We start from the raw sequence: 25,878 nt of genomic DNA on the forward strand, positions 1-25,878 counted from the left end.
ACTTCGTTACCTTTTATACTCTCAAGTGCCTTGTAAAGGGCTAATAAGTAAATGCTCCTACAGCTACACAGTTGTTCATATTTTTTAGTAATACCAATTCGCTTAATTAAGTGGTCTATTTTGAGGCTGGAAAAACGAGTTGATAGCTAGGCAAAAAATTCGCTATTTAGTTGTTCTAAATGAGAATTTTTTAACACAGGTAGCGACACGTTTAGCCCCGCAAAATGATTAAGTATTATTGCGGATTGGTATAAGTGCAATGATGGCTTTTGATGGCGTAAAGAGTGCGTGAATGAAAGCTTTGCTAGGGAATTTTTAGGTATGAATTGCTGAGGATTTAGAAAGTAGAGGCTATAAAAACGATAAAAGGGCCTTGCGGCCCTTGGTGAAGTATCGTTCAAGTCAGATAGTGCTTTAACCCCTTAAAGCGCTATCCTATTGTTTTGCAACAGTTGGATCGTCTCATTAAGTTTCTAAGCTAGCGAGAGGAAAAACCCAGCAATTGCTGCGCTCATAAGGTTAGCCATAGATCCTGCTAACACTGCTCTGAGCCCTAAGCGTGCGATATCCTTTCGCCGACTAGGCGCCATACCGCCTAATCCACCTAGTAAAATGGCTATCGATGATAAGTTAGCAAAGCCACACAAAGCAAAGGTAACAATTGCTTGTGTATGCGCACTTAACGTATCGCGATAATTTATAAAGTCTAAGTAAGCAACAAACTCATTCACTACTAACTTTTGACCAATAAAGCTGCCGGCTATAATTGCCTCATTCCACGGTACACCTAATAACCATGCAACAGGGGCAAACAAGTAGCCTAAAATTTCTTGTAGCGTTAATGTAGGATAATCAAACAACCCACCAATACCGCCTAATAAACCGTTTAATAACGCAATCAGTGCAACAAATGCTAAAAGCATAGCACCTACGTTTAATGCTAAGTGCATACCGTTTGCTGCGCCTGATGCTGCTGCGTCAATAACATTAACCGGTTTGTCGTCGCCTAAATCTATATCGGCTAAATCATCTTTAGGTGTTTCTGTCTCTGGCACTATCATTTTTGCCATTAAGAAACCACCTGGTGCTGCCATAAAACTGGCTGCAATTAAATATTTAAGGTCTACACCAATAATTACGTAACCGGCCATTACAGAGCCTGCTACGGTGGCCAAACCACCTACCATTACGGCAAATAACTCAGATTTGGTCATTGTCGCAATAAACGGTTTAACAATGAGTGGCGCTTCAGTTTGGCCAACAAAAATATTTGCGGTGGCTGAAAGCGACTCGGTGCGAGAGGTTTTCAATAATTTTTGTAAACCACCGCCTAAAATTTTAATTATCCAATCCATAATGCCTAAGTGGTATAACACAGCAACAAGTGCTGAGAAAAACACAATAACTGGCAATACTTGAATGGCAAAAATAAACCCTAGCGTATCTTGCGATGCTAATGGGCCAAATAAAAAGCCAATTCCATCGTTGGCATACCCAATAACCGATGAAACGGCGCGAGACATACTCGCTAATACATTTTTGCCTGCTTCAAAAAACAGTACAAAACCGCCGATAATGACTTGCATTAAAAATGCGATACCCACGGTTCTTAGTTTTATTGCTTTGCGATCAGTTGAGGCCGCAAAAGCGATGCCTAGTAGCACTAGCATGCCTACTAAGCTCATAAATGTTGTCATACAAACGTTTCCCGTTGTTATTCTTGTAAAATGTACTTTATTTTACTTTTTATAATATCAATCGCAACGCGATTCATACCGCCTCGAGTCACAACTAAGTCAGCGTTATGCTTTGAAGGCTCAATAAATTGATAAAACATCGGTCTAACAGTTGCTTGATATTGCTCAACAACAGATTGTAATGTTCTGCCTCTTTGTTCCATGTCGCGTTGCATTCGGCGCATTAAACAAATATCCAATGGCGTATCTATAAACACCTTGATATCAAATTCTTTATTAAGCGCTTTATCACTCAGTAATAAAATACCTTCTACAATGAGTATTTTAGCCGAAGCCACACGGCGCGTTTTATCGCTACGTGTATGCTGAGCATAATCATAAGTTGGTACTTCAACAGAGTGGCCATTTCGAAGTTGCGTTAAATGCTCAAGCAATAGCTCGTGTTCAAATGCATCAGGATGGTCGTAATTCGTTTGCGTACGATGTGCCATCGGCAAATGCGATTGATCCTTGTAATAAGCATCTTCTTCAATAATGGCGATAGCGCCTGGTTCAAGCTCATTTACCAATTCATTGTAAATAGTTTGGCTAAATAGAGATTTGCCGGACGCCGATGCGCCTGCAATAGCTATAATAGTTCGTGTCACTAAAGTTCTCACCCACACAGAAGGATATATTGTTGGTAGATCACAATAGCAAAAAAGACACGATTAATCTCTTTTGCTTCGCTTAAGAGTGCAAATTTATAATGTTTAGGTTTTATGAAACAGGACTTATGTCCTGTACGGAAAATTCGAAGAGCAGATAAAGTAACCACCTAGAACAGATGTGAGGTCACAATGGCAAGAGCAATTATCTTAATGGCGGATAGTTTAGGAATTGGCGCAGCACCCGATGCAGATAAATTTGGTGATGTTGGTGCTAATACATTCGCACATTTACTCAAGGCATATTATGACGAGACTGGCAGTAAGCTTTCGCTTCCTAACCTTTCAAAATTAGGGTTAGTGGATGCATGTGAAGCCGCTGGTAAAGAACCCTGTTTAGTTGCTGAGCGGCATGAACCACAAGGTGCATGGGGTTACGCAAAAGAGCTTTCAAGCGGTAAAGACACGCCATCGGGTCATTGGGAAATGGCAGGCGTGCCAGTGTTATTTGATTGGGGTTACTTCCCTAAAACACAGCCGAGTTTCCCACAAGAATTTGTAGACGAGTTTATTGCTCGCACAGGTATTCCGGGCATTTTAGGCAATTGCCATGCCTCAGGAACCACGATTTTAGAGCAGCTAGGTGAAGAGCACGTAAAAACAGGTAAACCAATCTGTTACACCTCAGCTGACAGTGTGTTTCAAATAGCCGCGCATGAAGAATCATTCGGCCTAGAGAAGCTTTATCAAGTTTGCGAAATCGCACGGGCGCTGCTTGATGAAATGAATATAGGGCGAGTGATTGCGCGGCCATTTTTGGGTTCTAATAATCAAGATTTTGCCAGAACAGGTAATCGTCGTGATTATTCAGTATTACCGCCATCGCCAACATTGCTTGATGTACTTGCAAAAGACGGTGGCGAAGTTATCAGTATTGGTAAAATTTCAGATATTTATGCGCATCAAGGCATTACCCAAAAGCATAAAGCGCCAGGGTTAATTAACTTGCTAGAAAAAACCAGCGAAGTGGTGGCGACTGCGCCGGATCACAGTTTGATTTTTACCAATTTAGTTGATTTTGATGAAAAGTTTGGTCACCGCCGTAATCCTGTTGGCTATGCGAAAGCGCTCAAAGAGTTTGATGATTACTTACCCACTATTTTAGCGCAATTAAAGCCGGATGATTTATTAATGATCACCGCCGATCATGGCTGTGACCCGACCTTTCCAGGGTCTGAGCACACCCGTGAATATGTGCCGGTTATTGCCTATCAGACAGGGATGAAAAATACCCCGCTGGGCGAACGCAATAGCTTTGCCGATATTGGCCAAACGCTTGCACAATGGTTTAACCTTAAAGCGTTAGAATATGGTGATGGCTTTATTGATAAGCTGAACACAGTTAAGTAACTTAAAAATACGCTCGCTATTTTTAAAGTAATAGGGCTTTTAGCCAAACAAAAGGAAAACAATCGATGAGTACTCCGCATATCAGTGCAAACGTAGGTGATTTTGCCGAAACAGTATTAATGCCAGGCGATCCGCTACGCGCACAATATATTGCTGAAAACTTTTTAGATGATGCAGTGCAAGTAACCGGCGTACGTAACATGTACGGCTTTACTGGAACTTACAAAGGTAAGCCAGTGAGCATTATGGGTTCTGGCATGGGCATTCCTTCAATGTCAATTTATGCTCGTGAGCTTATTGTCAGTTTTGGCGTTAAAAATATTATTCGTATAGGTACCTGTGGTGGTATTGGTAGCGATATTAAAATTCGCGACGTAATTTTTGCACAAGGTGCAAGCACAGATTCAAACGTAAATCGTGCCCGCGTTCGTGGCACTGACTTTGCTGCCATTGCTAACTTTGACCTACTTTTAAACGGCGTAAATGCAGCTAAAGATTTAGGTATTGATGCAAAAGTAGGCAACGTATTTACTACCGATACTTTTTATCAAGCAGACGACACGTTTTATAAAGATCTAGACAAACTAGGTGTACTCGCTGTTGATATGGAAACAGCTGGCTTATACGGCGTAGCAGCAGAATACGGTGCAAAAGCAATGGCATTATTTACCGTCAGTGATCATGTAATCACCGGCGAAGCAACACCTGCAGATGAGCGTCAAACCACGTTCAACGAAATGGTTAAAATTGCCCTAGAGTCAATTTAATTAATCTCTTAGGTTAACAACAGTTCCTTGGTAACGTATTCACTAAGTTTTGGAGACACGCCCAAAGTGAAGTGAGACTAAACCCCCAAAGCCGCATTTTATGCGGCTTTTTTTATGCCTGAAATTTAGGTGTGAGATTCGGGCCTCGGGGTGCGGGCCACGGGTTTCGAGCTACGGGCTTTAGGTTTCAGGTTCTAGGTTAAAGGTCAAAGGTTAAAGGTCAAAGGTTTTAGCAGTAGCTCGCAGCTCGTCACTCGAAGCCCGTTGTCTTCTCATTTACTCTCATTCACTTCTCTGTGTTTAAACAAGAAATTAGACTTAGACGTTAGATAAAATGCGCGAGGTAAACTTCCGCCTACTGATATGGTTACCTTCTAAATTTATTTTAGGCGGGGCTTTATGCCGCGCAAGGTCATTAATTTAAAAAATATTTACCACCGAGAACACTGAGTTTACAGAGAAATGCTTAAAAAATACCAATCTACCTCTGTGTAGCGCAAAGCGCCTCGGAACCCTCTGTGGTGAAAAATTGTTTTTAGCAGTAAGTGCCTTTCGTAGCAGCGATTTTATATCGCGTCAGGTCTAGGATATTAAACACAAATGCGCGAGGTAAACTCCCGCCTACTGATATGGTTAACTTCTGAATTTACTGTAGGCGGAGCTTTATGCCGCGCAAGGTCATTATTCACAAAGAGGACAAAGAGACGCTGCGCTAAAAGAGTAGATTAAAGGTCTCAGGTTTTAGCACTAGCTCGATACTCGTCACTCGTAGCTCGCTGTCTTCTCATTTATTTCCCTGTCAGTATTTATAACTTAATGCTAATGTTTAAGTTATAAAACTTGCTTTTAAAATGAACCACTTTAAAGTTTTAGCTGATAGCTGATAGCTGATAGCTGATAGCTGATAGCTGATAGCTGATAGCTGATAGCTGATAGCTGATAGCTGATAGCTGATAGCTGATAGCTGATAGCTGATAGCTGATAGCTGATAGCTGATAGCTGATAGCTGATAGCTGATAGCTGATAGCTGATAGCTGATAGCTGATAGCTGATAGCTGATAGCTGATAGCTGATAGCTGATAGCTGATAGCTGATAGCTGATAGCTGATAGCTGATAGCTGATAGCTGATAGCTGATAGCTGATAGCTGATAGCTGATAGCTGATAGCTGATAGCTGATAGCTGATAGCTGATAGCTGATAGCTGATAGCTGATAGCTGATAGCTGATAGCTGATAGCTGATAGCTGATAGCTGATAGCTGATAGCTGATAGCTGATAGCTGATAGCTGATAGCTGATAGCTGATAGCTGATAGCTGATAGCTGATAGCTGATAGCTGATAGCTGATAGCTGATAGCTGATAGCTGATAGCTGATAGCTGATAGCTGATAGCTGATAGCTGATAGCTGATAGCTGATAGCTGATAGCTGATAGCTGATAGCTGATAGCTGATAGCTGATAGCTGATAGCTGATAGCTAAAACACGTTTTACACTCTGGAGTAATTATGTCTAATTGGATTGATGCCACAGTAAAGTCAGTTAAATGGTGGAATGAATCGTTATTTAGCTTAACGGTTAACGCCGATGTAGAACCGTTTAAAGCAGGGCAATTTACAAAGCTTTCTGTTATGGACGGTGAAAAACGCATTGCTCGTGCTTACTCGTATGTTAACGCACCAGATGATCCAAATTTAGAATTTTATTTAATTAATGTAGTCGATGGCCAATTGTCATCGCATTTAGCACAACTTACCCCAGGTGACACTGTACTAATAGAGCGCCGTGCTAGCGGTTTTTTTACCCTTGACGAAGTGCCAGCGAGTGAACAACTTTGGATGCTTAGCACCGGCACCGCTATTGGCCCGTTTTTATCAATATTGCAGCAAAGTGAGGTATGGCAAAAATACAAACATATCAACTTAGTGCATGGGGTGCGCCTAAATAGCGATTTAAGCTATCAGGAGCTAATTAATAAGTTATTAAAGGCTCATCCTGGGCAGCTTAATTATGTGCCAGTAGTTAGCCGTGAGGAGCCTTTACAAGGTTTAGCAGGGCGAATAACCACAGTGATAAAAAATAACGCGCTATCTGAACATGTGGGGCTGTGTGCTACCCCCAATAATGCACAGTTTATGTTGTGTGGTAATCCACAAATGGTTAAAGATACCAGTGAGTTATTAGTGGCTCAAAACTATAAGCGTAATCGTCGAAAAGAGCCGGGGCATATTACGGTTGAGCAGTATTGGTAATGAGCTATAACGCTATAATAACTATCTCATGAGGGTAAAATTTGCTATGTTGCGCGTTAATTGCATTTTGTCTTTGTACTTAGGAAAACCATGAAACCTTCATTCATTATATATGCGTGTTTATTCGCCGCTTTCACATTAAACTGTCATGCTATAGAGCAATCGGCATCATCAAACAATGCTGAACTGACACAGCCAGAAAAAGTACAGCCGCAACAAGATGCACTTGATACGTTAACTCAAGAGGCTAACATACCTAAACAACCCGATGTAAAGAAAGTGACTGCAGATGATTCTAAAGTACTTGGCAGCGAATCAACGAAGCCGGTTGAACAGCCTAAAAGTAAAGTAGATAAAGCACAAGCGGTCGTCGAGGCTGAGCAAGCAGTGACGCAAGCAAAAGAGGCACTTACAGCAAGGCAACAAGCCAAAGCAAAACAGTCTCGTGAGTCACTTGCTGTTATAGAGCAATTAGTTAAAGCCTACAACGCGCGAAACATTGAAGAATTTATTCGTATGTATGATGAAGATGTTGAGTTTTATATTTTCCCGAATGAGCTATTATTTAAAGGTAAAGAAAAATTAATTGCGCGTTATGGCATTATGTTTAAAAAGCTAAAGTGTCTTCACTCATCACCTATTAAGCGTATTGTGCATGGTGACATTGTGATTGACCATGAGCTATCAGAAACCTGCTCTAACGATCCGAACGTGATAGATAAACGTTCAGAGCTTATTTCAAGCTATCAAATTAAAGATGGCAAAGTGGTTAGGGTATTATTTTTTAGGTAATTATTAATTATGCAGCTAAGTGACGAGAAAAAAATTCGTGTAATGTATCGTGTAGAGCCTGGCTGTTTAGGCCCTGAGGGCGCAGACCACATTGAAGACTTTTGTCGCTTTGCGAACAAGCATATTAAGTCGCCTTATTATGCGCAGTTATTATTTTTACCTCGATACGATAAGCAAAAAGATGAGCGGCAATACAGCGTTAAAAACCGCAACTTATCTCAAGTGCAGGCTAAAGCGTATTTAAATCATTTTGAAATCAACATAGAAGACTTTGAAGAGCAGCTCGACGAGCTGCTTACTAAGTCAATAGACTTATACTTTAAACGCTAAGCTCTATTGACCTTTGTAGATTGATATTTGTTTAATCTAGAGGCAGCTTAATTGCGGCGCGAGCTTCTAACCTAGTGGGGTCGATAACTGCGCCTAAGTTATTCTACTGGCTTACATCCTTGTAATAATAAGTAAAAACTGAGCAAAACTTTCGCGTTCTGCTCACGCTTTTTACCACCCTCCCTGTAGGCAACGAAGTTTAGGCTTCGTTTGAAACTATCGCATTAAAGCTGTCGTTATCATGCAGACTGGCAAAGGCACTTTCATGAAGTAGCTCGTTTCGTAAGTTGGGTGAGTATTCAAGCGACATTTTTATATCGGCTAGAGCATCTGCATGCTCATGCGTTAAAGCATACGCACAGGCGCGCTGCCAGTATGCGTAACCATAGTCGCTATCTATATCAATTGCTTGATTACAAAGCTCAATAGCTTGCTCAGTCTCATTTAATTCTAATAAAGCATCCGCTTTGTAGGCAATGGCTTCTACATCTTCTGGTTTACGTTTTAAAATTTCATCGAATATTTCAATTTTATTCGCAATATCACTTTCAAGGTTGGCTCGCATCCATAACGAATGAACTTCATTAGTGATTGATATGCGTTCTTGGTTACTGAGTATTTCTTCAGAGCGTACTCGCAGTTTTTCTTCTAATATTTTCAAGCGATCTTCATACTCATCAGTAATAACACTCACTCGGGTGTTTACTATATCTTCTACTTTGTTCTTTACATCACGTAACGAGTTCCAGCCCACTAATACCAAAATAGACGCGGTGGCGGTAATAATAAAAAATACATTATTAATGGTATCTGTGGTGTAGGTAAGCGCCCGATCGGCAGTGTCTAACTGTGCATGCGTAACTTGTTTGGTCACGTCTTCACGCAGTTTTTGTTGATCTTGGCGAACCGACTTTAATTCATCGAGAATATAACGTTCAAGTAATGGTTTGTACAAAGGGGCTTCTAGCTGTGCTAATTCACGCTGTTGTTGCTCGTTGAGTGCTTCGGTGTTTTTATCAGCAGCTTGCACCGCAGATGAAAAAACACCAATAAATACAATAAATAGTAAAAAATAAAAACGCATTGATATGCCTAGTTAAAAAATTAGTTAATCGCTTTGTTAACTTTAACATGCGCACATCATTGGTACTAGGGTGAGGATAGGGAAGCTGGAATTAACTCAAAAATCCTTTATTACAGGCAAAAAAAATCCAGCCCAAGTTGGGCTGGAAAAAACTACATCAACATATCAAGGGAACAATAGGAGATAGGTGCTATTGTAAGTTTGCCTACCTGAATTTTTACTTAACTAAATTCAAATAGATAAAAATTAGAAAGAAATAAAGGTGCATAAGTAACTTATACACCTTTTATAACTATAATTTCATGGCGAAGGGGGGTATTCCACTGTGCACTTAAGAAAACCTAAGTCACTTTCAAACCCTTCATCGTACATTACGTGGCTATTTTTAATAACGATCATCTATTTTATAAAAAGTTTTAATATTTATTTACGCTAAGCACAAACATTGGCTGCATCATCATATTTATAAATGAGAGTAATCGTTTTAAAGCATTACTTTGCCCTAGCGTATCAAAGCAGCTACACGTATATTGAATAAGCAGAGACCATAAACGTCATTAGGGTCTGTTGACTTTTAAGGTTAAATTTGCAGTAGTCTGTTTGGTATTTAGGCAAGGCAGAGCCTATGTGGTGTGGTTATTCCCCATAAATAGGCGATAACGCAGCATCAATTCCAAACAGGCGCTGCCCGAAGGGTTCTGCCCAGGGGCGATTTACTCTTTGTTGCTCGGTTTTGACTTAGCCCACTAGGTTACAAACCTCGCGCCGCGATTAAACCGCCCCTAGTTTGAACGAATTTTAATCCACAAAGGTCAACAGACCCTAATATAATGGCAAAAAAATAACAGCGCTCCCAATTGGTGAATACCAAAAGCAGTAAGCATGGGCGTTTTTATTTATACTTAAAAAGGAGCTCAATATGGATAATCATAAAGCGGGTAAATGCCCAGTTATGCACGGCAGTAATACTACAACCGAAAACACCAATACAGATTGGTGGCCAAATTCACTTAATTTAGACATTCTTCATCAGCACGATAGCAAAACCAGCCCCTACGACAGCGACTTTAATTACGCCGACGCTTTTAATTCACTCGACCTAGAAGCACTTAAAACCGATTTAAAAGATTTAATGACTCAAAGCCAACCTTGGTGGCCAGCTGATTGGGGGCACTATGGAGGCCTGATGATCCGTATGGCATGGCACTCTGCGGGCTCGTACCGTTTAGCTGATGGTCGAGGCGGTGGTGGTACCGGTAATCAACGTTTTGCACCACTTAATTCGTGGCCAGATAATGCTAACCTAGATAAAGCGCGCCGTTTATTATGGCCAATTAAAAAGAAATATGGCAACAAGCTTTCATGGGCCGATTTAATTATTTTAGCCGGTAATATGGCGTACGAATCAATGGGATTAAAAACCTTTGGTTTTGCCGGTGGCCGTGAAGATATTTGGCATCCAGAAAAAGACGTTTATTGGGGCGCAGAAAAAGAATGGCTTGCGCCAAGTGATGAGCGATATACCCAGGTTGATAAACCCGATACCATGGAAAACCCATTAGCGGCAGTGCAAATGGGTTTAATTTACGTAAACCCAGAAGGGGTAAATGGTAAACCCGATCCGCTTAAAACCGCAGAACAAGTGCGCGAAACCTTTGCGCGTATGGCAATGAACGACGAAGAAACCGCAGCGCTAACGGTCGGTGGCCATACAGTAGGTAAAACGCATGGTAACGGCAAAGAAGAAAACTTAGGCCCAGAGCCAGAAGCCGCCGATGTGTACGAGCAAGGCCTTGGCTGGAATAACCATAAAACCCGTGGCATTGGCCGCGATACCATGACCTCAGGTATTGAAGGCGCATGGACAACCTACCCAACTAAATGGGACAACGGTTATTGTAAACTGCTGCTTAATTACGAGTGGGAGCTAACCAAAAGCCCTGCAGGGGCTCATCAGTGGGAGCCGGTTAATATTAAAGAAGAAGACAAACCCGTTGATGTGGAAGACCCTTCGATTCGTTTAAACCCAATAATGACCGATGCCGATATGGCAATGAAGCTCGACCCAGCGTACCGTAAAATTATTGAGCGTTTTAATGACGATTTTGAGTACTTTACTGACGTATTTGCCCGCGCATGGTTTAAGTTAACCCACCGTGATTTAGGGCCAAAATCACGTTATTTGGGCGCCGATGTGCCAAGCGAAGATTTAATTTGGCAAGATCCTATTCCTGCAGTTGATTACACCCTAAGCGACGCTGAAATAACCGATTTAAAAGCGAAGCTACTTAATTGTGGATTAAGTGAAACCGACTTAATTAATACCGCATGGGATAGCGCACGTACTTATAGAGGTTCCGATCACCGTGGTGGTGCAAATGGCGCCCGTATTCGCCTAGCTCCGCAAAATAGCTGGCAAGGTAACGAACCAGAGCGTTTAGCCAATGTGATTGCAGCCCTTGAAACACTGCAAGCGAGTTTAACTAAGCCTGTTAGTATGGCCGATTTAATTGTACTTGGCGGCACCGCTGCGGTTGAGCAAGCGGCTAAAAAGGCAGGAGTTGATATAACCGTACCGTTTGCCCCAGGGCGTGGCGATGCTAGTGATGACATGACCGATGCAGAGTCATTCGAGCCATTAGAGCCAATTCATGACGGTTTCAGAAATTGGCTGAAAAAAGACTATGCCGTATCCGCCGAGGAGCTATTACTAGAGCGCAGCCAATTGATGGGGCTAACAGCACCAGAAATGAGCGTATTACTAGGCGGTATGCGCGTACTAGGCACTAACTATGGCAATAGTGAACATGGTGTATTTACCCACAAGGTAGGCGTACTGAGTAACGACTTTTTTGTTAATTTAACCGACATGAACAACCGCTGGGAACCTGCAGCTAAAGGCGAGTACAACATAGTTGACCGCGCTAGTGGTAAAACTAAGTACACGGCTACGCGGGTTGATTTAGTATTTGGTTCAAACTCAATACTCCGTGCATTGGCAGAGTTTTATGCTCAAGACGATAACAAAACCCGTTTTGTACACGACTTTGTTGCCGCATGGGTAAAAGTGATGAACGCCGACCGGTTTGATATTAAATAAACCTAAGTAAAATTTATAAAGGAGCAGCAATGCTCCTTTTTTTATATTATTTAGGTTAAAGGTTAAAGGTTAAAGGTTAAAGGTTAAAGGTTAAAGGTTAAAGGTCACGAGCTGCGGGCTGCGAGGTGCGAGTAAAATGCAGTGTCTATAAAATCGCTGCTGCAGGATAGTAGTTGGCTTTTTTATTTCCTCTAAAAGCGCAGCGTCTCTTAATCTCTGTGGTGAATAAATAACTTAAAACCTATTTGCACAAAGAGCAAAGAATGAGAGCAAACAAAAAATATAGTTTTTCTTTGCCTTTTTTATAAATAAATTACCAATTGCGTTTGAATTGATACCAAGCAAAATTCTGCCGAACCCCGAACCCCGAACCCCGAACCCCGAACCCCGAACCCCGAACCCCGAACCCCGAACCCCGAACCCAAATTACAGGCACAAAAAACGGCGCTTAAACAAGCACCGCTTTTAAATGGTTTAGGCTATTTCTTTAACCTTTAACCTAGCACTTAAGCTACTTTATTTTCTTCGCAGCTTGCTAGGTATTCGTCAAACGTACCTTGAAAGTCAATTACCTGCTTGTCTTTAATATCAACAATACGGGTTGCCAGTGACGATACAAACTCACGGTCGTGGCTTACAAAAATAAGCGTGCCTTTAAAGTCTTTTAGCGCATTGTTAAGCGCTTCAATGGCTTCCATATCCATGTGGTTAGTTGGTTCATCCATTATCAGTACGTTAACGTCTTGCATCATTAACTTACCAAATAACAAACGGTTTTTTTCACCACCTGAACAGTTACGCGCTTTTTTATTTGAATCGTCTGCGGTAAATAATAAACGCCCTAACATACCACGAACCATTAAATCGTTGTGCTTAGCGGTGCGCCACTGCGACATCCAATCAAACAAGGTTAAATCGTTATCAAAGTCTTTGGTGCTGTCTTGTGGGCAATAACCAAACGTGGCGTTTTCTGACCACTTAACTTCGCCTTCGTTGCTTTTAAGCTCGTTAACTAAACAGCGTAAAAAGGTGGTTTTACCCACGCCGTTTTCGCCGATAACCGCCAGTTTAGCACCGGCTTCGAGTAGTAAATCACCACCAGTAAATAACGTTTCACCGTCAAACCCATGGCCAAGCTTGGTTAGCTCAAGCGCTTGGCGATACATTTTTTTGCCCTCATCAAAGTTGAGTGATGGGCTCATACGACTCGATGACTTAACTTCATCAAGCTTAATTTTATCCATTTTTTTAGCGCGCGAGCTGGCTTGTTTCGCTTTAGAGGCGTTAGCACCAAAACGGTTAACAAAGTCTTGTAACTCGTCTATTTCAGCGCTCTTTTTCGCGTTTTCAGCAAGTAATTGCTCGCGTTGTAAGCCTGAAGCTTCAAGGTACTTTTCGTAGTTACCTGGGTAAATACGCAGCTCACCGTAATCAATATCGGCCATGTGAGTACATACCGAGTTTAAAAAGTGACGGTCATGGGAAATAATGATCATGGTGCATTTACGTTGGTTAAGCTCATTGGCAAGCCACGTAATAGTATGAATGTCCAAGTTATTAGTAGGCTCATCAAGTAGCAAAATATCAGGGTTTGCAAATAACGCCTGTGCTAACAGCACACGTAATTTCCAACCTGGGGCTACGTTTGCCATTAAGCCATAATGAAACTCTTTATCGATACCCGCATCAAGCAGAATTTCTTCTGCGCGGCTTTCTGCGGTGTAACCGTCCATTTCAGCAAATACGCTTTCAAGCTCGGCTACTTTCATGCCGTCTTCTTCACTCATTTCAGGCAAAGAGTAAATACGGTCGCGCTCTTGTTTTACTTTCCAAAGCTCCACATCGCCCATAATTACCGCATCAACCACGCTGTATTGTTCAAACGCAAACTGATCTTGGCTTAGGTTACCTAATTTTAGCCCCGGCGTAATAGACACATTACCTGCACTAGGCGTAAGCGCACCGCTTAAAATTTTCATAAATGTCGACTTGCCGCAGCCGTTAGCGCCAATTAAACCGTAACGGTTACCGTTACCAAATTTAGCTGAAATGTTTTCAAACAACGGCTCTGCGCCAAACTGCATCGTAATATTTGCGGTGGAGATCAAAAAAAGTAATCCTAGAAAATTAATGGCAGGGTTAAGCTGCAGCAAGGCGCCGCATAAATAAACAAGCAATAGAGTAAATAATAGGCCGCGAATTATACAGATCCGCGCTTCAAGATGAAAGGTAAAAGAATAATCTACGGGTTCAGTAATGTGGGTAAATGGCTTGTATAGCGGATTTATTTTGCTTAATTAACTCATTTATAGCTTGTAACTCTATTTGGCTAATGGTTTTTTTACTTAGCATTAAATGAATAGAACTCTTATTGATGGCCGCCATATTAGTAACCGCTTCTATTGCTGGGTATTGGTTTATAAAATATTGCGCTGCTAGTTCGTCTTCAATTGCGTAATCAACTCTATTTTTATTGAGCATTGCAAAACGTTTCTCGGCGGTAGGCATCATAATAACGTTAGCGAGGTGGTTCTGTTTAAACAGCTCAAACGCAACGCCATAATAACTGCCACGGTTAACCGCCAAGGTTAAATCTTTATAAAAAATATCGCTAATGTTATTTAAATCAGGCGATTCGGTGTATTTATACAGGCGAACTACTTCATCACGATAGGCATCGCTAAAATAGGCAAAATCAGCTCTTGCTAATGTTTTACTCGCGGCAAAAATAACATCAATACGGCCTTCTTTTAATTCTTCAAAAGCGCGCGATGAGGTAGGCAGCAACATAAATTTTAAACAAAAAGATGAGCCGTTAAAAATCGTGTTTAACACGTCAATTTCAACGCCCGTCAGGTTACCGTTAACGGCAGTTACATAGGGTGGCCAATTGTTTTCATTTGTGCCTACTTTAAGTGTTTTAAAGCAAGCAAATACGTTACAGCTGCTAAGCAGTAATACAACAAAAGCGATTTTAAGCATTTTATTACTCGAGGCTACAGCGTTATCATTACTAAAGTATAAACCAGACTACAAATTTAGCTCGTTTTACATTAATCAAAGCAGCGATGTTAGCTACCTATGTTTTATTTAATAGTTGGCAAATATAGGAAAGTAGCTCTTGTTATTCACGAATTTAGGAATCGTGTTTGGTATAGGCATATACCGCATAGCCAATACGTTAAATAACACTATCACTAAGGGGTTGGTACTAATCCTAACGACGCCCTATAAGCTTTTAGCTGTTTGTCGCGGCCAATTTCATCGGTTAGTTTATTCCAGCCTTGTTCTATATTAATCACGGTTTGCTCAACAGACTGGGTGTGCCTTAGGTATTTAGCCACTTCAGTGTCGAGTATGTCTCTAAAGTAGCGGTTGTTTTCAAAAATTCTCAAATCAAGAATAATATTGGCGTTATTAACGGTTTTAGAAATAGAGCCCAAGTAAAAATGCAGCGTACTTTTACTCATGCCTTGTTTAAGCCAGTTTTTGTGGTTAACTAATTGAGAGGTACGATACGGGTTCATACCGGTGGCACCTATGGTCACATCTTCATTCGATTGCAAAGGCTGAGTAACATACGACAAGTAGTTATAAGCGAGGTTTTTTTTGTGTTTTGAGCTGGCATTATTAATTGAGCCTACCCAACCACCAAAAGCTGCATAAGGAGCATAATTAATATCGCCAATGGCAAACGGGCATAAGTTAGCATTGCAACGTTCAAGCTGGCCTGTTTTACGGTTTAATACCTCAGTAGTTCCGGGCAATATACTCACCCCTGTTTTGTTTTTTACTTTAGATTCAGGTAACACGGCCATAGTACCAATGTCGCCCCATTCAATGGCTAAGGCGCAGCGACCGCTTATAAACGCATACCTTACATCGTTGGTATCAAAGTAAAGCTCATCAGCAGAGCCAAATTCAGTGGTTTTTTTATAAATTTTTAAGGCTTTTTTAAAGGCATCGTTATTCACTAATGGCGCCATAGTTCTTGTATTAAAAAATATGCCTTGAGAAGTGCCTTTGCTTTGCAAAAAACTGCCCGCAATCGAAAGCAAAGACCAATACGATTGCTCATTGGCTTTTTTAGAAATACACGAGCCAAAATCGCCCTCGCCATCCCCGTTCATATCAACGCCATTTAACTGCTTGGCAATAGCAAGGTAATCATCCCAGGTTCTAGGTGGAGCCAAACCATATTTTTCTAAAATATCGAGGCGGTAATAAAGTAAATGTATATCACCATCGAGCGGAATCGAGTAAATTTGGCCGTTATATTTAGAGCTAAAGTCTCTAAAAAAACGCGATACATCATTCCATTCAATTAAAGGGTCGGAGGCAATGTAATTATCTAAACGCGCTAAGTAATTATTTTCTGCAAAATCCACCATCCAGAGTGAGGCGTAAGCAATAATATCGTATTGGCTCGTTGGCGAGCTTAAATCTTTGTTTATTTCGTTATATAACTGGCCAAAAGGCACTTTGGTGACATTAACTTTAATACCGGTTTGTTGTTCAAACTCTAGGCCACGTTGAATTAAAGGTTTGCTAATGATGGTGCCTAAATCAACTGTAAGCACATTGAGCTGGGTAGTAGCTTGTTGTGGTGTGCTTGGTTGGCTTTCTATTTTAGAGTGGGGCAGGGTAATTTGCGCAACGCATTGAAAAGCCATCATTAAGCTTATAACTAAAGCAAATACAACTCTCATAAAAAACTCAACCACAGCAATATGTAATTACTACTCTAGTCTATATTTTGCGGAAAGGGAAAAGGCAGGTAATTGTAAGCAACAAACAACGCCTCTAACTCACCACTGGCAAGTAATTTTGCAAATCCGGCGTCAAAAATTTGTGCTAACTCGCGGCCTTTGGCGTTATCGGTAAAGGCAATGTATTGTTTTACAGGCACAATGTTTTCGATTTGATACTGCTGTGGGTCAAAATTCATTTTTGATAACTCAGTGGCGTTAGCAATCAGGGTTTGCTGCAGCGCTTTACGGTTATCTAAAAAGAAATCAAGCCTATCGAGCTTAAGCATTTTAACGCCTTCAATTCGCTGGGTAACCTGCTGCAAATCAATCGGCACATACAAATAATTATTGTAGTTAGCGCCCCTTAACGTACCCACCGATCTGTTTTGTAACGAATACTCGCCTTGCCAATTTTTAAACCGGCTTTTTTTAAACATCGCCGACACAAAAGTAATATCGTAATGCCACACCGGAAAGTACAAGCCTTCTACCTCATTTTGCCTTGCGCTTAACATGGCATCGGCATTGCCATTGGCCGTCCATAGGTAGGCACGAGACTGAGGCACAATCATAATATTAAGTTCAATCGATTGTGCAGCAAAAATTTTAGTAAGCATATCAACATAAAGGCCAGAGCCGTCTTTTTCTACTAGCCCGTCAATGGTGTCGGTAGCCAGTACAATTTTTTTAATATCGCTCGACGCCCAACCACTGCTAGGCACGCCTAAACAAAGCGCTAAAAGTACAGCTAATAACCACCTAAACCTAACATTCATTGTAAGTAACACCTCGGTACTTAAACACAGCAACACCAACAGTATATTCATACTAGAAAAAGTTGAATAACGATCTTATGGGTAAACATAGCACACTATAATGACCAATAAGTGAACGGTGCAAAATAGCATCATTTTAACTCTAAAGTGGTTAATTAATAACCCTATTTTTAAGGGGATTAAAGCAAGTGTTTGCAGAGTTTAACAAGCGATAATGATTTAAACAGCTGCGCGTATTTTTTATACAACCTAAACCTTTTCAAAGGTGTAGAGCTATTAGGTAAAAGTGTAAATAACATGGATTTATAAGGTTAAACAGTGCTTTTTTGTAATAAAAACATACTACTTAGGGCGTATATATTGCTGTGGCTCTATATTTTTAAATGTTGATACTGTAGATTAGTTATAAATGAATGCCAGATTAATAAATAAACCAAGGAGCGGTGAATTTAGTGCCCACTAAAACACTCAATTACTACAATCAAAACGCACAAAGCTTCAGCGATTCAACGCTCAATGTTGATATGTCGGCGCTTTACGCTGAGTTTTTACCGCTTATCCCTAAACACGGCCATATATTAGATGCAGGCTGCGGTAGTGCCCGCGATGCCATGTATTTTAAACAGCAAGATTTTACTGTTAGCGCATTTGACGCAAGTCCCGAGCTTGCAAAGTTAGCCAGTAATTACTTACAGCAAGCCGTTGAGGTTAAAACCTTTCAGCAACTTAATTGTACTAATAAGTACGATGGCATTTGGTGTTGCGCCAGCTTATTGCACGTTCCAAAAGTAGAGTTACCGCAGGTGTTTTTAAAACTGCAAAATGCCCTAAAACCAAACGGTGTTTTGTATGTATCGTTTAAATATGGCACGCAAGAGCGCGTGCATAACGGCCGCGAATTTACCGATTTAAATGAAGATGGCCTAACCGCATTAATTGCCCACCACACCGAGCTTAAAATACTAAAACAATGGCACAGTGTTGATCAGCGCCCAGAGCGCGAAAGTGAAGTGTGGCTCAATGCATTAATTAAAGCAGTGCCTGTTTTATGAGTCATGCAATGCAGCAACAACTCGACTTTATTGCGTATATTCAGCGCATGCTGGTTGAGGGCGATTTTAGTGCAACCTACAAATTTGCATTGCTGCATGCTTTGGCTGATGTATGTGTTGAACAGCCACTTCAGTCAGAGCAAAGTGAACTAGTCATAGAACTGCCAACGCTTGCTGACAAACTCATTACCTTGTATTGGCATCATGCAATGCCGTTTCCCTCAGAACATACTGGTGAAAGTGCATTGCTTTTACAAAATACCGGTGCGCAATCAAAAGTAATTAGCGTATTGTTTGAATGCCAACAAAACAATATTCGTAACGTACGCCAGCTAAAGCAAAGTGGTTTTTACAAGCCGACTTTTAATGCCGCTATGGCAACCTTAAAAAGTGGCCCACTTTGGCGCTTACAAATACTTGCCAAGCAAGAAGAGTGCTTTTTATATCCGCATACTAAAAACCCTAAATACATTACTTTGAATGCAGGCATTGCTAGTTGTTTTAGGCGTTTTTACGATCTAGTAACGTATTTAGCTAAAAATGCGTGGCTACAAAAAATTCAAAGCATAAAGCACAACCAAACACTTATTGGCCCGCAAAGCCAACTGCATGATTTTTTATTTGGCTTTGACCGTAACGCACTCACCAAAGCAAAACCTGTTTTGGTAGAGCTGCAATCAAACAGCTGTTTTTATTGCCAAAAGCCAATGAAAAACGATGTTGAAGTCGATCATTTTATACCGTTTGCCCGCTACGCAAACGACTTAGGCCATAATTTTGTGGCAGCGCATCGCACATGTAATAACAATAAACGTGACTTTTTAGCTGCACAGCAGCACCGCGAGCGTTGGCAAAAGCAAAACTTGGTTGTTAACAGCCAAATTATTAGTAACGAGCTAAGTGCGTATTTTCACTGCGATGCAGATAAATCTCTCGCAGTAAGCAATTGGGCCTATCAGGTGGCACAAGCCAACAACGCAAAATTATGGCTTGGGAATAAAGACCATTTTGAACAAGCAAAACCAACTGCTGAGTTGTTTACGTTTCCAAATGCACCACAACCTGAATTAGATCAAATCGCTGAGCCCGAAGTTAGCTTAAAATCAATTGATGATGCGCTAAAGCTGCCGTACTTCCCCAATATAAAAATAGCCTGTGGGCATTTTAAAACAGGGGATGAAAGCGATATGGAGTTGATGGATGCACCACTTGGTGCAGGTAAGCTCGACCCGCAAGTGCATTTTTTAGCGCACGCATCGGGTAACTCTATGAATGGTGGTAAGCACCCAATACTTGATGGTGATTTACTGCTACTTGAGCTTATAACGTCCGATAAAGCAGGATCGTTACGCGGCCAAATAGTGGCGATAGAGCGAGATGATATAGGCGGGGAAGGGCAGTATTTACTGCGTAAGGTTAATAAATTACCTAACGGGCAATATGAGCTAATCGCTCAAAACCCCGATTACGAAGTAATGATTGCTGATGAAAGCATGCGAACTTTCGCGCGGTTTAAACAAGTGGTTGCAGAGTAGTTTGTAGTCGCGCTTTAACTTGTAGTCGCTGAGCTTGCTCGCGCGAAAGCGCAGCTTTTAAATTTGTAGGTCGTGCCGTAGGCGAGAGTTTACCTCGCGCTTTTAAAGTGAAGGAATTGGCTTGAGCCGTGATTTATATATGATTTTGGGAAAGGGATTAAAAACCTTTATTCGAGGTTCTATCGCGTTGGCGATGGCAACCAAAGAGAGGCTGCCGCCGACCTCTCTCTGGACTCTCTCGGCGCACCCGAGGATCACACTGTGTCCTCAAGTTAAAAATTGATGTGAACGTAATCGCCGTGTATTCGCCATCCATGGCGAAGTCACGGCTTAACTTGCATCCATGCAAGTGATTACTCATCAATTTATAACTTTTGGGTGTGATCACGGGGAATTGGAGTGTGCTGGTAGATTGGTGTTTATGAATGTAGGCGGGAATTTATATCAGGCTTTTAACTTGTAGGCGTAGAGCTTGTTCGTGCGAAAAGCGCAGCTTTTAAATTTGTAGGTCATGCCGTGGTGGGAGTTTACCTCGCGCTTTTAAAGTGTAGGAATTGGCTTTTGCCGTGATTTTACATGGTTTTGGGAAAAGGGATTTAATAACCTCTATTCGAGGTTTTATCGCGTTGGCGATGGCAACCAAAGGGCGAATACCGCCGACCGTCCTTTGGAATCCCACGGCGCACCCGAGGATCATACTGTTCTCTCAATTTTAAAATTTAAGGATAAAAATGAGTTGTATATGCGAAGTTCAGAATTGTAATTTTGATACTTTTAAACAAAGTAGCATGTGTGTTTTACATATGGAGAAAAAAAATCTAAATTCTAAAGAGCTAAATTGCGTTGCTAAAGATTTTGATAATAAGCTTGTGTCATATGTTATTGACTACTTAGATAAGCACGAAGAAAAAACAGCACAGTCACTCAATGATAATGACTTGAAAAGTTACCTTTTAGAAAATACCGAAGTACACTCTTTTCCCCAAATCAGAATAAACGATAGGTTAAAACACGCTATTACTTTTGATCACATCAGCTTTCCAAAAACTGAGAGTTTCACTGGATTTAACTTCATAAAAATATTAAATAAAATTAAAAAGATTCACTTTAATTACTGCTTTTTTGAATGTAATTATTTTAAACTCAAGGACACTCAAACTTTTTATCAAGATTGTACTTTTCTAAATCGGTGGGATGTGGGTAAGACAGATATATTAGCAAACGAAAATAGTGTGCTCTTTCAAGATTGTGAATTTCAAGAAGATGTGAGCATTAGCAAACAAAGCCCTTTAGAGTTCAGTTTATTTAATAATTGTAAGTTCCTTAAAACACTTGAGCTATCGAATCAGTTAATTAACTCCTCACCTTTTAATAATACCGATAAAGTCGATTTGAAATGTTCAAAATTAAAAATAGAAAATTGTATATTTTCAGCTAAGTTTTTGTTCAACAATACAAAGCTCGATGAAGTTATTATCAAAGATTCTATATTTGAAGAAAAATTCGAGTTCAAAGAGAACTTCGTAGATAAATTTGAAATAATAAATTCAAATTTCAAGAAGTTATTTGATGCATATAAAACAAAATTTATAAACTTTAGATCATTTAAAAGTATTTACGATGACTTTGTAGGTTTTGAAAAATGTCAGTTTGGTATTTCTGAAAAAAATAGCGAAGAAGTAGGCTCAGTATCAAGTTTTACTTATACAACGTTTATGAGCTTTACTAATTTTAGAAATACGAAGTTTAATTCAGGTTTGGATCTTAAAAATACTAACTTAAAAGAACCACCAAACTTTTTAAATACAGAGTTGTACACTAAGTTTACTAATCGAGAAACTTTCAGAGTAATAAAAGATTCATTTGATAAGATCGGCAATCATATAGAAGCTAATCGATTTTTTGTTGGTGAAATGCAGAAATATAGAGAAGAATTAAAATTAAAAGAAGGTTGGTCGCAAGAAAAGGTTATTTTCCATTTAAATTATTTGGTATCAGATTTTGGAAGTAGTTATGTTAGACCTATAATGTGGATACTGTTAACTCTTTATGTATTTGATTTATTAGTAATAGGCTATGAAAAAAATCTACTTTATAAAGTTGTACCCATTTACAACCAAGAAATAGCTGCTGTCGCTGGATTCTTAAATAGTATTGCATCATATGCTTTACCTTTTAAAAAATTTCTTTTACCAGGTATGGAGCTAATTAGTTTAGTTTTTTATATCATAATCATTAGCCTAGTTTGGCAGGCTGTTAATGCATTAAAAAGACATACCAAAAGGTAGGTTTTTTTATCACCCAACCGCTAATTTCCCAGCCTCGTGCCACATTTCACTTGGCATGGGGTTGGTTAGTTCCCACGTTATATTCATCGGCTGGCTGCCGTTGTGGCTTTGGTATTTAACCTCGCCGTAGTTTACAAATCCCATAGTTCGGCCGTTTTCGTCTTTGCCCTGTTCGCGCACAAATAACAGGATGGTTTTGCCTGTTTTTTGGTGTTGCAAGTAACTCAAACCTCGGCCGTGTTCTGGGCGGGCGCTATTTTGCGTTTGCCAATGGAACAGGGTAGGGCTGATTGCGTAGTCGTGATACAACGTAGTGGGTGAATAGCTTTTTTCGCATTTATTCAGCGTTACAAATAACAGCTCGAGGTTTTGGTTTTTAAATTCTAAAACGCCTTCGCGGGCGGTCGATTTTTTATCGAACGTGTGCGCGCCAAACGCGGCCAGTATTTGTTGGCGCGTGTAGCGGCTGTGTAATTTTACTGGGTGATTAGGTAAGCACGTTAAATCGCTTTCTTGCTGGTAAATACGGTTTATTAAAAGCGTAATTACTTGCGCGAGTTCCTGCTGTAGCTCTTTGTGTTTAAGTGCTTGTAAGCTTTGCTCAAGCGTTTTAAACCCTAAACTTGTGCCTGTGGTATCCCAAAAGTTGTAATGCGCCATAAGCGCGTACTGCTGGTTTTGCGCTGTTGGGGTAAAGTTAAAGTCGTTTTTACATAAATCACGTAAAAAGCACAAGTAACTGAGTGAGTCGCAGCCGAGTAACTGGGTGTTGATTGCGCGGTAATACGCGGCGTAAATGTCGGCTTGGTCTGCGAGTATTTCATCGCCTTTTAGCCAGTGCCAGCCGCCGAGTTTTTTATCTTTTGGTTTGTAAATATCTTCAAGCGTGACCTGTGGGTTTATATGTAAAAAGTTACTTAGCGTAAGGGCGTCATTGGTATGTTGCGAATAGCTATTTATCAGCTGCTGTAAACGGCGTTTAGTGTTTATGGCTTGCTGAATATTTTTTAGTATTGTTTGTTGTGTGCGCTTTTGTAGCTCTATGCGGCAACCCAGTGGTAAATGCGGGAAGTGATTTTCAATCTCGGTTTTTATTGGTTGGTTGCTTTTACCAATCAATGCGCGGAACTTACTGGCAAAGTCGTATTCTGGTCGGGCGTTGCCTACAAAGTCGAGTACGGTACAGCATTGCTTTTGGCTGTTGTCGGGCAGGCGCATGCCACGGCCGAGTTGCTGTAAAAACAGCGTTAAGCTTTCAGTTGGGCGTAAAAATAAAAGTGTATCGACCTCTGGAATATCGACCCCTTCGTTAAAAATATCAACCACGCAGAGTATTTGTATTTCACCTTGTCGCAGTGCTTGTTGTTTGGCTGCGCGCTCATTGGTGTTTTTGCTGGTCAGCACATCGGCGTTTATACCTGCTAAGTTAAATTTAGACGCCATAAACTCTGCGTGTTTTTGGCTTACGCAAAATGCCAACGCTTTTATATCGTGAACATTAGTCACTATATCAGCCAAGCTCGATATAATTTTGTTAGCGCGGCTGTTCTCCCCTGTATAAAGACTACTTAGCTCGCTTATATCGTAACGGCCACCACGCCATGTTATTTGGCTTAGGTCGATATCATCATCTAGTCCAAAGTATTGAAACGGGCATAAGTGGCGTTGGTTTATTGCCTCGGGTAAGCGAATTTCAGCGGCTATTACACCGCAAAAATCATCGAGTATATTTGCGCCATCTTGTCGCTCTGGTGTAGCAGTTAAACCAAGTAATATTGTGGGCGTAAAGTGGTTTAAAATAGCGCGATAACTAGCTGCGCTTACGTGATGCACTTCATCTATCACTATGTAGTCGTAGTAATCGTGGGTTAGATTAAGCGATTCAATTTGGCTGTTTAATGTTTGGATTGACGCAAATAATTGGTTGTAGTGTTGTGGCTTATAGTTACCTACCCACAGCTCACCAAAATCGTTGTTTTTAAGCACGCCACGGTAAGCGCTTTGCGCTTGTTTAAGTATTTCTTCGCGGTGGGCTACAAACAAAAAGTGTGCGTTTGGGTTTTTATCGTAAACAGTTTTAAAGTCGAACGCCGATATAATGGTTTTACCCGTGCCCGTTGCGGCAACCACTAAATTTTTAAAGCGATTATGCACGCTACGTTCAACGCTTAGTTTTTCTAAAATAGCGAGCTGGTGCGTTTTTGGTGTTATATCAAAATAAAACTGGCTACTTGCTTGGCCAACACCGCGTTGCTCATTAAGTGAATTTATGAGCTTTTCTTTACATTCAGCTTTGCCAGTAAATAGTTCGAAATCTGGCGATTGCCAGTAGGTTTCAAAGGTACTTTTGGTTTTAGCTATAATGTGCGGTATTTCTTGCGCGGTAATTTTTAAGTTCCACTCAAGGCCGCTGGTAAGCGCTGAATGCGACAAATTAGACGAGCCAATATAACCGGTATGAAAACCCGTATTACGCATAAACAAGTATGACTTTGCGTGTAAGCGCTCTTGCTGGTTGTTGTAACTAAGTTTTACTTCAGTGTTTGGTAGGTTTGCTAAAAACTCCACCGCTTTAGCATCCGTTGCGCCCATGTACGAGGTGGTAATAACTTTGAGCTTATTGCCGCTTTTGGTAAAGGCTTCAAGCTCATTTTTAAATATGCGCAGCCCTGTCCATTTTATAAATGAGACAAGCCAGTAAATAGTGTCGGACGATTTAATCTCGCGCTTTAGCTCGGTTTCGAGCGATATACCTGCATTAGCACCGCTAAATAATTCGCTTTGTGTAAGCCCTGTTAGCGGAAAAATATCGTGAGAGTAATCTTTAAGATTTGCAGCAATAGGGTTTTGAGTATTAAACAGTGCAGTAAGAATACGGCCTTGGCTGTCGATAAGGTTTTCATTGATCAGCTCGTCATCGCGGATATGATCTTTAAGCCACAGCACAAGGTTGTTTGCGAGGTTAATTTGCTCGTGCAAACGCTCGCTTGAATTAGGGATTGCATCAATGGCATGTTCAACCAGCTTGCCTAAAAAACGCGAAAGCCACGTAGCCGCCTCAGCCGATTCTAGTTGGCGTTCGCCCACATAAAATTGGTCACGATTTAAATTTTGCTCAATTACTTGTGTAATTAACTGCTCGTAAATACCAATCTGTTGCATTAAATCGCTCCCTGTTTGCGAGCATTCAGTTTACTAAAAAATGCAATGTAAACAAGCATTAACTCATTATTGAATTAAAGGCAGCTGTTAAGATAATTCCCCCGTCATTTTGCCCGAAAAGACTCAATTGATGAGTAATTAATTGCATGGAAGCAATTAAAGACGTGACTTCGCCATGGACGGCGAATACACGGCGTTTACGTTCATATCAATTTAGGCTTTGAGGAAAGTGCAAAAT

Annotated in this window: 18 protein-coding genes; 9 read left to right on the top strand and 9 right to left on the bottom strand. The window is 40.7% G+C overall.

The genetic code is table 11. The features are described from left to right. Nucleotides 1-473 precede the first annotated feature (473 nt). Both PTET_RS16265 and udk read right to left on the bottom strand, forming a co-directional pair. Nucleotides 474-1,697 (bottom strand): NupC/NupG family nucleoside CNT transporter, encoded by a 1,224-nt coding sequence (locus tag PTET_RS16265; protein ID WP_033103235.1) that lies wholly within the window; start codon nucleotides 1,695-1,697, stop codon nucleotides 474-476. Between the two features lie 17 nt (nucleotides 1,698-1,714). Continuing rightward, on the bottom strand, nucleotides 1,715-2,344 hold the full coding sequence (gene udk / locus PTET_RS16270) for a uridine kinase (RefSeq protein WP_013462847.1): 630 nt from the start codon (nucleotides 2,342-2,344) through the stop codon (nucleotides 1,715-1,717). A 192-nt stretch (nucleotides 2,345-2,536) separates the two neighbouring features. Here udk and PTET_RS16275 point away from each other — a divergent pair, with 192 nt between their 5' ends. Together PTET_RS16275 and deoD are read left to right on the top strand one after the other, a co-directional pair. Next, nucleotides 2,537-3,754 (top strand): phosphopentomutase, encoded by a 1,218-nt coding sequence (locus tag PTET_RS16275; RefSeq protein WP_013462848.1) that lies wholly within the window; start codon nucleotides 2,537-2,539, stop codon nucleotides 3,752-3,754. A 65-nt stretch (nucleotides 3,755-3,819) separates the two neighbouring features. Continuing rightward, complete coding sequence (gene deoD, locus PTET_RS16280) at nucleotides 3,820-4,521, top strand: purine-nucleoside phosphorylase (RefSeq protein ID WP_008110728.1); 702 nt, start codon at nucleotides 3,820-3,822, stop codon at nucleotides 4,519-4,521. A gap of 826 nt (nucleotides 4,522-5,347) precedes the next feature. Here deoD and PTET_RS19235 read toward each other — a convergent pair. Beyond that, complete coding sequence (locus PTET_RS19235) at nucleotides 5,348-6,049, bottom strand: hypothetical protein (protein ID WP_157740514.1); 702 nt, start codon at nucleotides 6,047-6,049, stop codon at nucleotides 5,348-5,350. Here PTET_RS19235 and PTET_RS16295 point away from each other — a divergent pair. The 3 genes from PTET_RS16295 to PTET_RS16305 all read left to right on the top strand — a co-directional run bounded on the left by PTET_RS16295 (nucleotide 6,027) and on the right by PTET_RS16305 (nucleotide 7,892). Beyond that, a complete protein-coding gene (locus tag PTET_RS16295) occupies nucleotides 6,027-6,770 on the top strand; it encodes a ferredoxin--NADP reductase (RefSeq protein ID WP_016900123.1) in 744 nt (247 codons plus the stop codon). The genes PTET_RS19235 and PTET_RS16295 overlap by 23 nt on opposite strands. Nucleotides 6,771-6,860: 90 nt before the next feature. Next, entirely contained in the window at nucleotides 6,861-7,562 is a 702-nt protein-coding gene (locus PTET_RS16300) for a nuclear transport factor 2 family protein (RefSeq protein WP_028834673.1), read from the top strand. A gap of 9 nt (nucleotides 7,563-7,571) precedes the next feature. Continuing rightward, nucleotides 7,572-7,892, top strand: coding sequence for a hypothetical protein (locus PTET_RS16305; RefSeq protein ID WP_008467890.1), 321 nt, complete (start codon nucleotides 7,572-7,574; stop codon nucleotides 7,890-7,892). A gap of 199 nt (nucleotides 7,893-8,091) precedes the next feature. Here the strand turns inward: PTET_RS16305 and PTET_RS16310 are convergent, their stop codons facing one another. After that, nucleotides 8,092-8,976 carry a tetratricopeptide repeat protein gene (locus tag PTET_RS16310; RefSeq protein WP_058155648.1) on the bottom strand — a complete coding sequence of 295 codons (885 nt, stop codon included), beginning with the start codon at nucleotides 8,974-8,976 and terminating at the stop codon, nucleotides 8,092-8,094. Between the two features lie 919 nt (nucleotides 8,977-9,895). Between PTET_RS16310 and katG the strand changes: the two genes are divergently transcribed. Then, a complete protein-coding gene (gene katG / locus PTET_RS16315; RefSeq protein ID WP_096038963.1) occupies nucleotides 9,896-12,076 on the top strand; it encodes a catalase/peroxidase HPI in 2,181 nt (726 codons plus the stop codon). Between the two features lie 506 nt (nucleotides 12,077-12,582). On the opposite strand, the gene PTET_RS16320 is transcribed toward katG, so the two are convergent. The 4 genes from PTET_RS16320 to PTET_RS16335 all read right to left on the bottom strand — a co-directional run bounded on the left by PTET_RS16320 (nucleotide 12,583) and on the right by PTET_RS16335 (nucleotide 17,603). Next, nucleotides 12,583-14,184 carry an ABC-F family ATPase gene (locus PTET_RS16320; RefSeq protein WP_024601143.1) on the bottom strand — a complete coding sequence of 534 codons (1,602 nt, stop codon included), beginning with the start codon at nucleotides 14,182-14,184 and terminating at the stop codon, nucleotides 12,583-12,585. A 142-nt stretch (nucleotides 14,185-14,326) separates the two neighbouring features. Beyond that, nucleotides 14,327-15,058, bottom strand: coding sequence for a substrate-binding periplasmic protein (locus PTET_RS16325; protein ID WP_096038964.1), 732 nt, complete (start codon nucleotides 15,056-15,058; stop codon nucleotides 14,327-14,329). 215 nt (nucleotides 15,059-15,273) lie between these two features. Beyond that, entirely contained in the window at nucleotides 15,274-16,785 is a 1,512-nt protein-coding gene (locus tag PTET_RS16330) for an ABC transporter substrate-binding protein (RefSeq protein ID WP_096038965.1), read from the bottom strand. A 35-nt stretch (nucleotides 16,786-16,820) separates the two neighbouring features. Then, the gene (locus PTET_RS16335) at nucleotides 16,821-17,603 is read right to left on the bottom strand and encodes a substrate-binding periplasmic protein (RefSeq protein WP_096038966.1); all 783 of its coding nucleotides are present in this window, start codon (nucleotides 17,601-17,603) and stop codon (nucleotides 16,821-16,823) included. A 452-nt stretch (nucleotides 17,604-18,055) separates the two neighbouring features. Here PTET_RS16335 and PTET_RS16340 point away from each other — a divergent pair, with 452 nt between their 5' ends. From PTET_RS16340 to PTET_RS16350, 3 genes are all read left to right on the top strand, one after another. Then, nucleotides 18,056-18,655 carry a class I SAM-dependent methyltransferase gene (locus tag PTET_RS16340; protein WP_096039109.1) on the top strand — a complete coding sequence of 200 codons (600 nt, stop codon included), beginning with the start codon at nucleotides 18,056-18,058 and terminating at the stop codon, nucleotides 18,653-18,655. Then, nucleotides 18,652-20,190: an HNH endonuclease signature motif containing protein gene (locus PTET_RS16345; RefSeq protein WP_096038967.1), complete on the top strand. Its 1,539-nt coding sequence runs from the start codon at nucleotides 18,652-18,654 to the stop codon at nucleotides 20,188-20,190. Before PTET_RS16340 ends, PTET_RS16345 begins: the two co-directional genes overlap by 4 nt. Before the next feature lie 803 nt (nucleotides 20,191-20,993). Then, on the top strand, nucleotides 20,994-22,478 hold the full coding sequence (locus PTET_RS16350) for a hypothetical protein (RefSeq protein WP_157740517.1): 1,485 nt from the start codon (nucleotides 20,994-20,996) through the stop codon (nucleotides 22,476-22,478). A 9-nt stretch (nucleotides 22,479-22,487) separates the two neighbouring features. Here PTET_RS16350 and PTET_RS16355 read toward each other — a convergent pair whose 3' ends face one another. Next, on the bottom strand, nucleotides 22,488-25,640 hold the full coding sequence (locus tag PTET_RS16355; RefSeq protein WP_096038969.1) for a DUF3427 domain-containing protein: 3,153 nt from the start codon (nucleotides 25,638-25,640) through the stop codon (nucleotides 22,488-22,490). Between the last annotated feature and the right edge of the window lie 238 nt (nucleotides 25,641-25,878).

The sequence above is a fragment of the Pseudoalteromonas tetraodonis genome (assembly GCF_002310835.1).
In the GTDB taxonomy this organism is placed as follows: domain Bacteria; phylum Pseudomonadota; class Gammaproteobacteria; order Enterobacterales; family Alteromonadaceae; genus Pseudoalteromonas; species Pseudoalteromonas tetraodonis.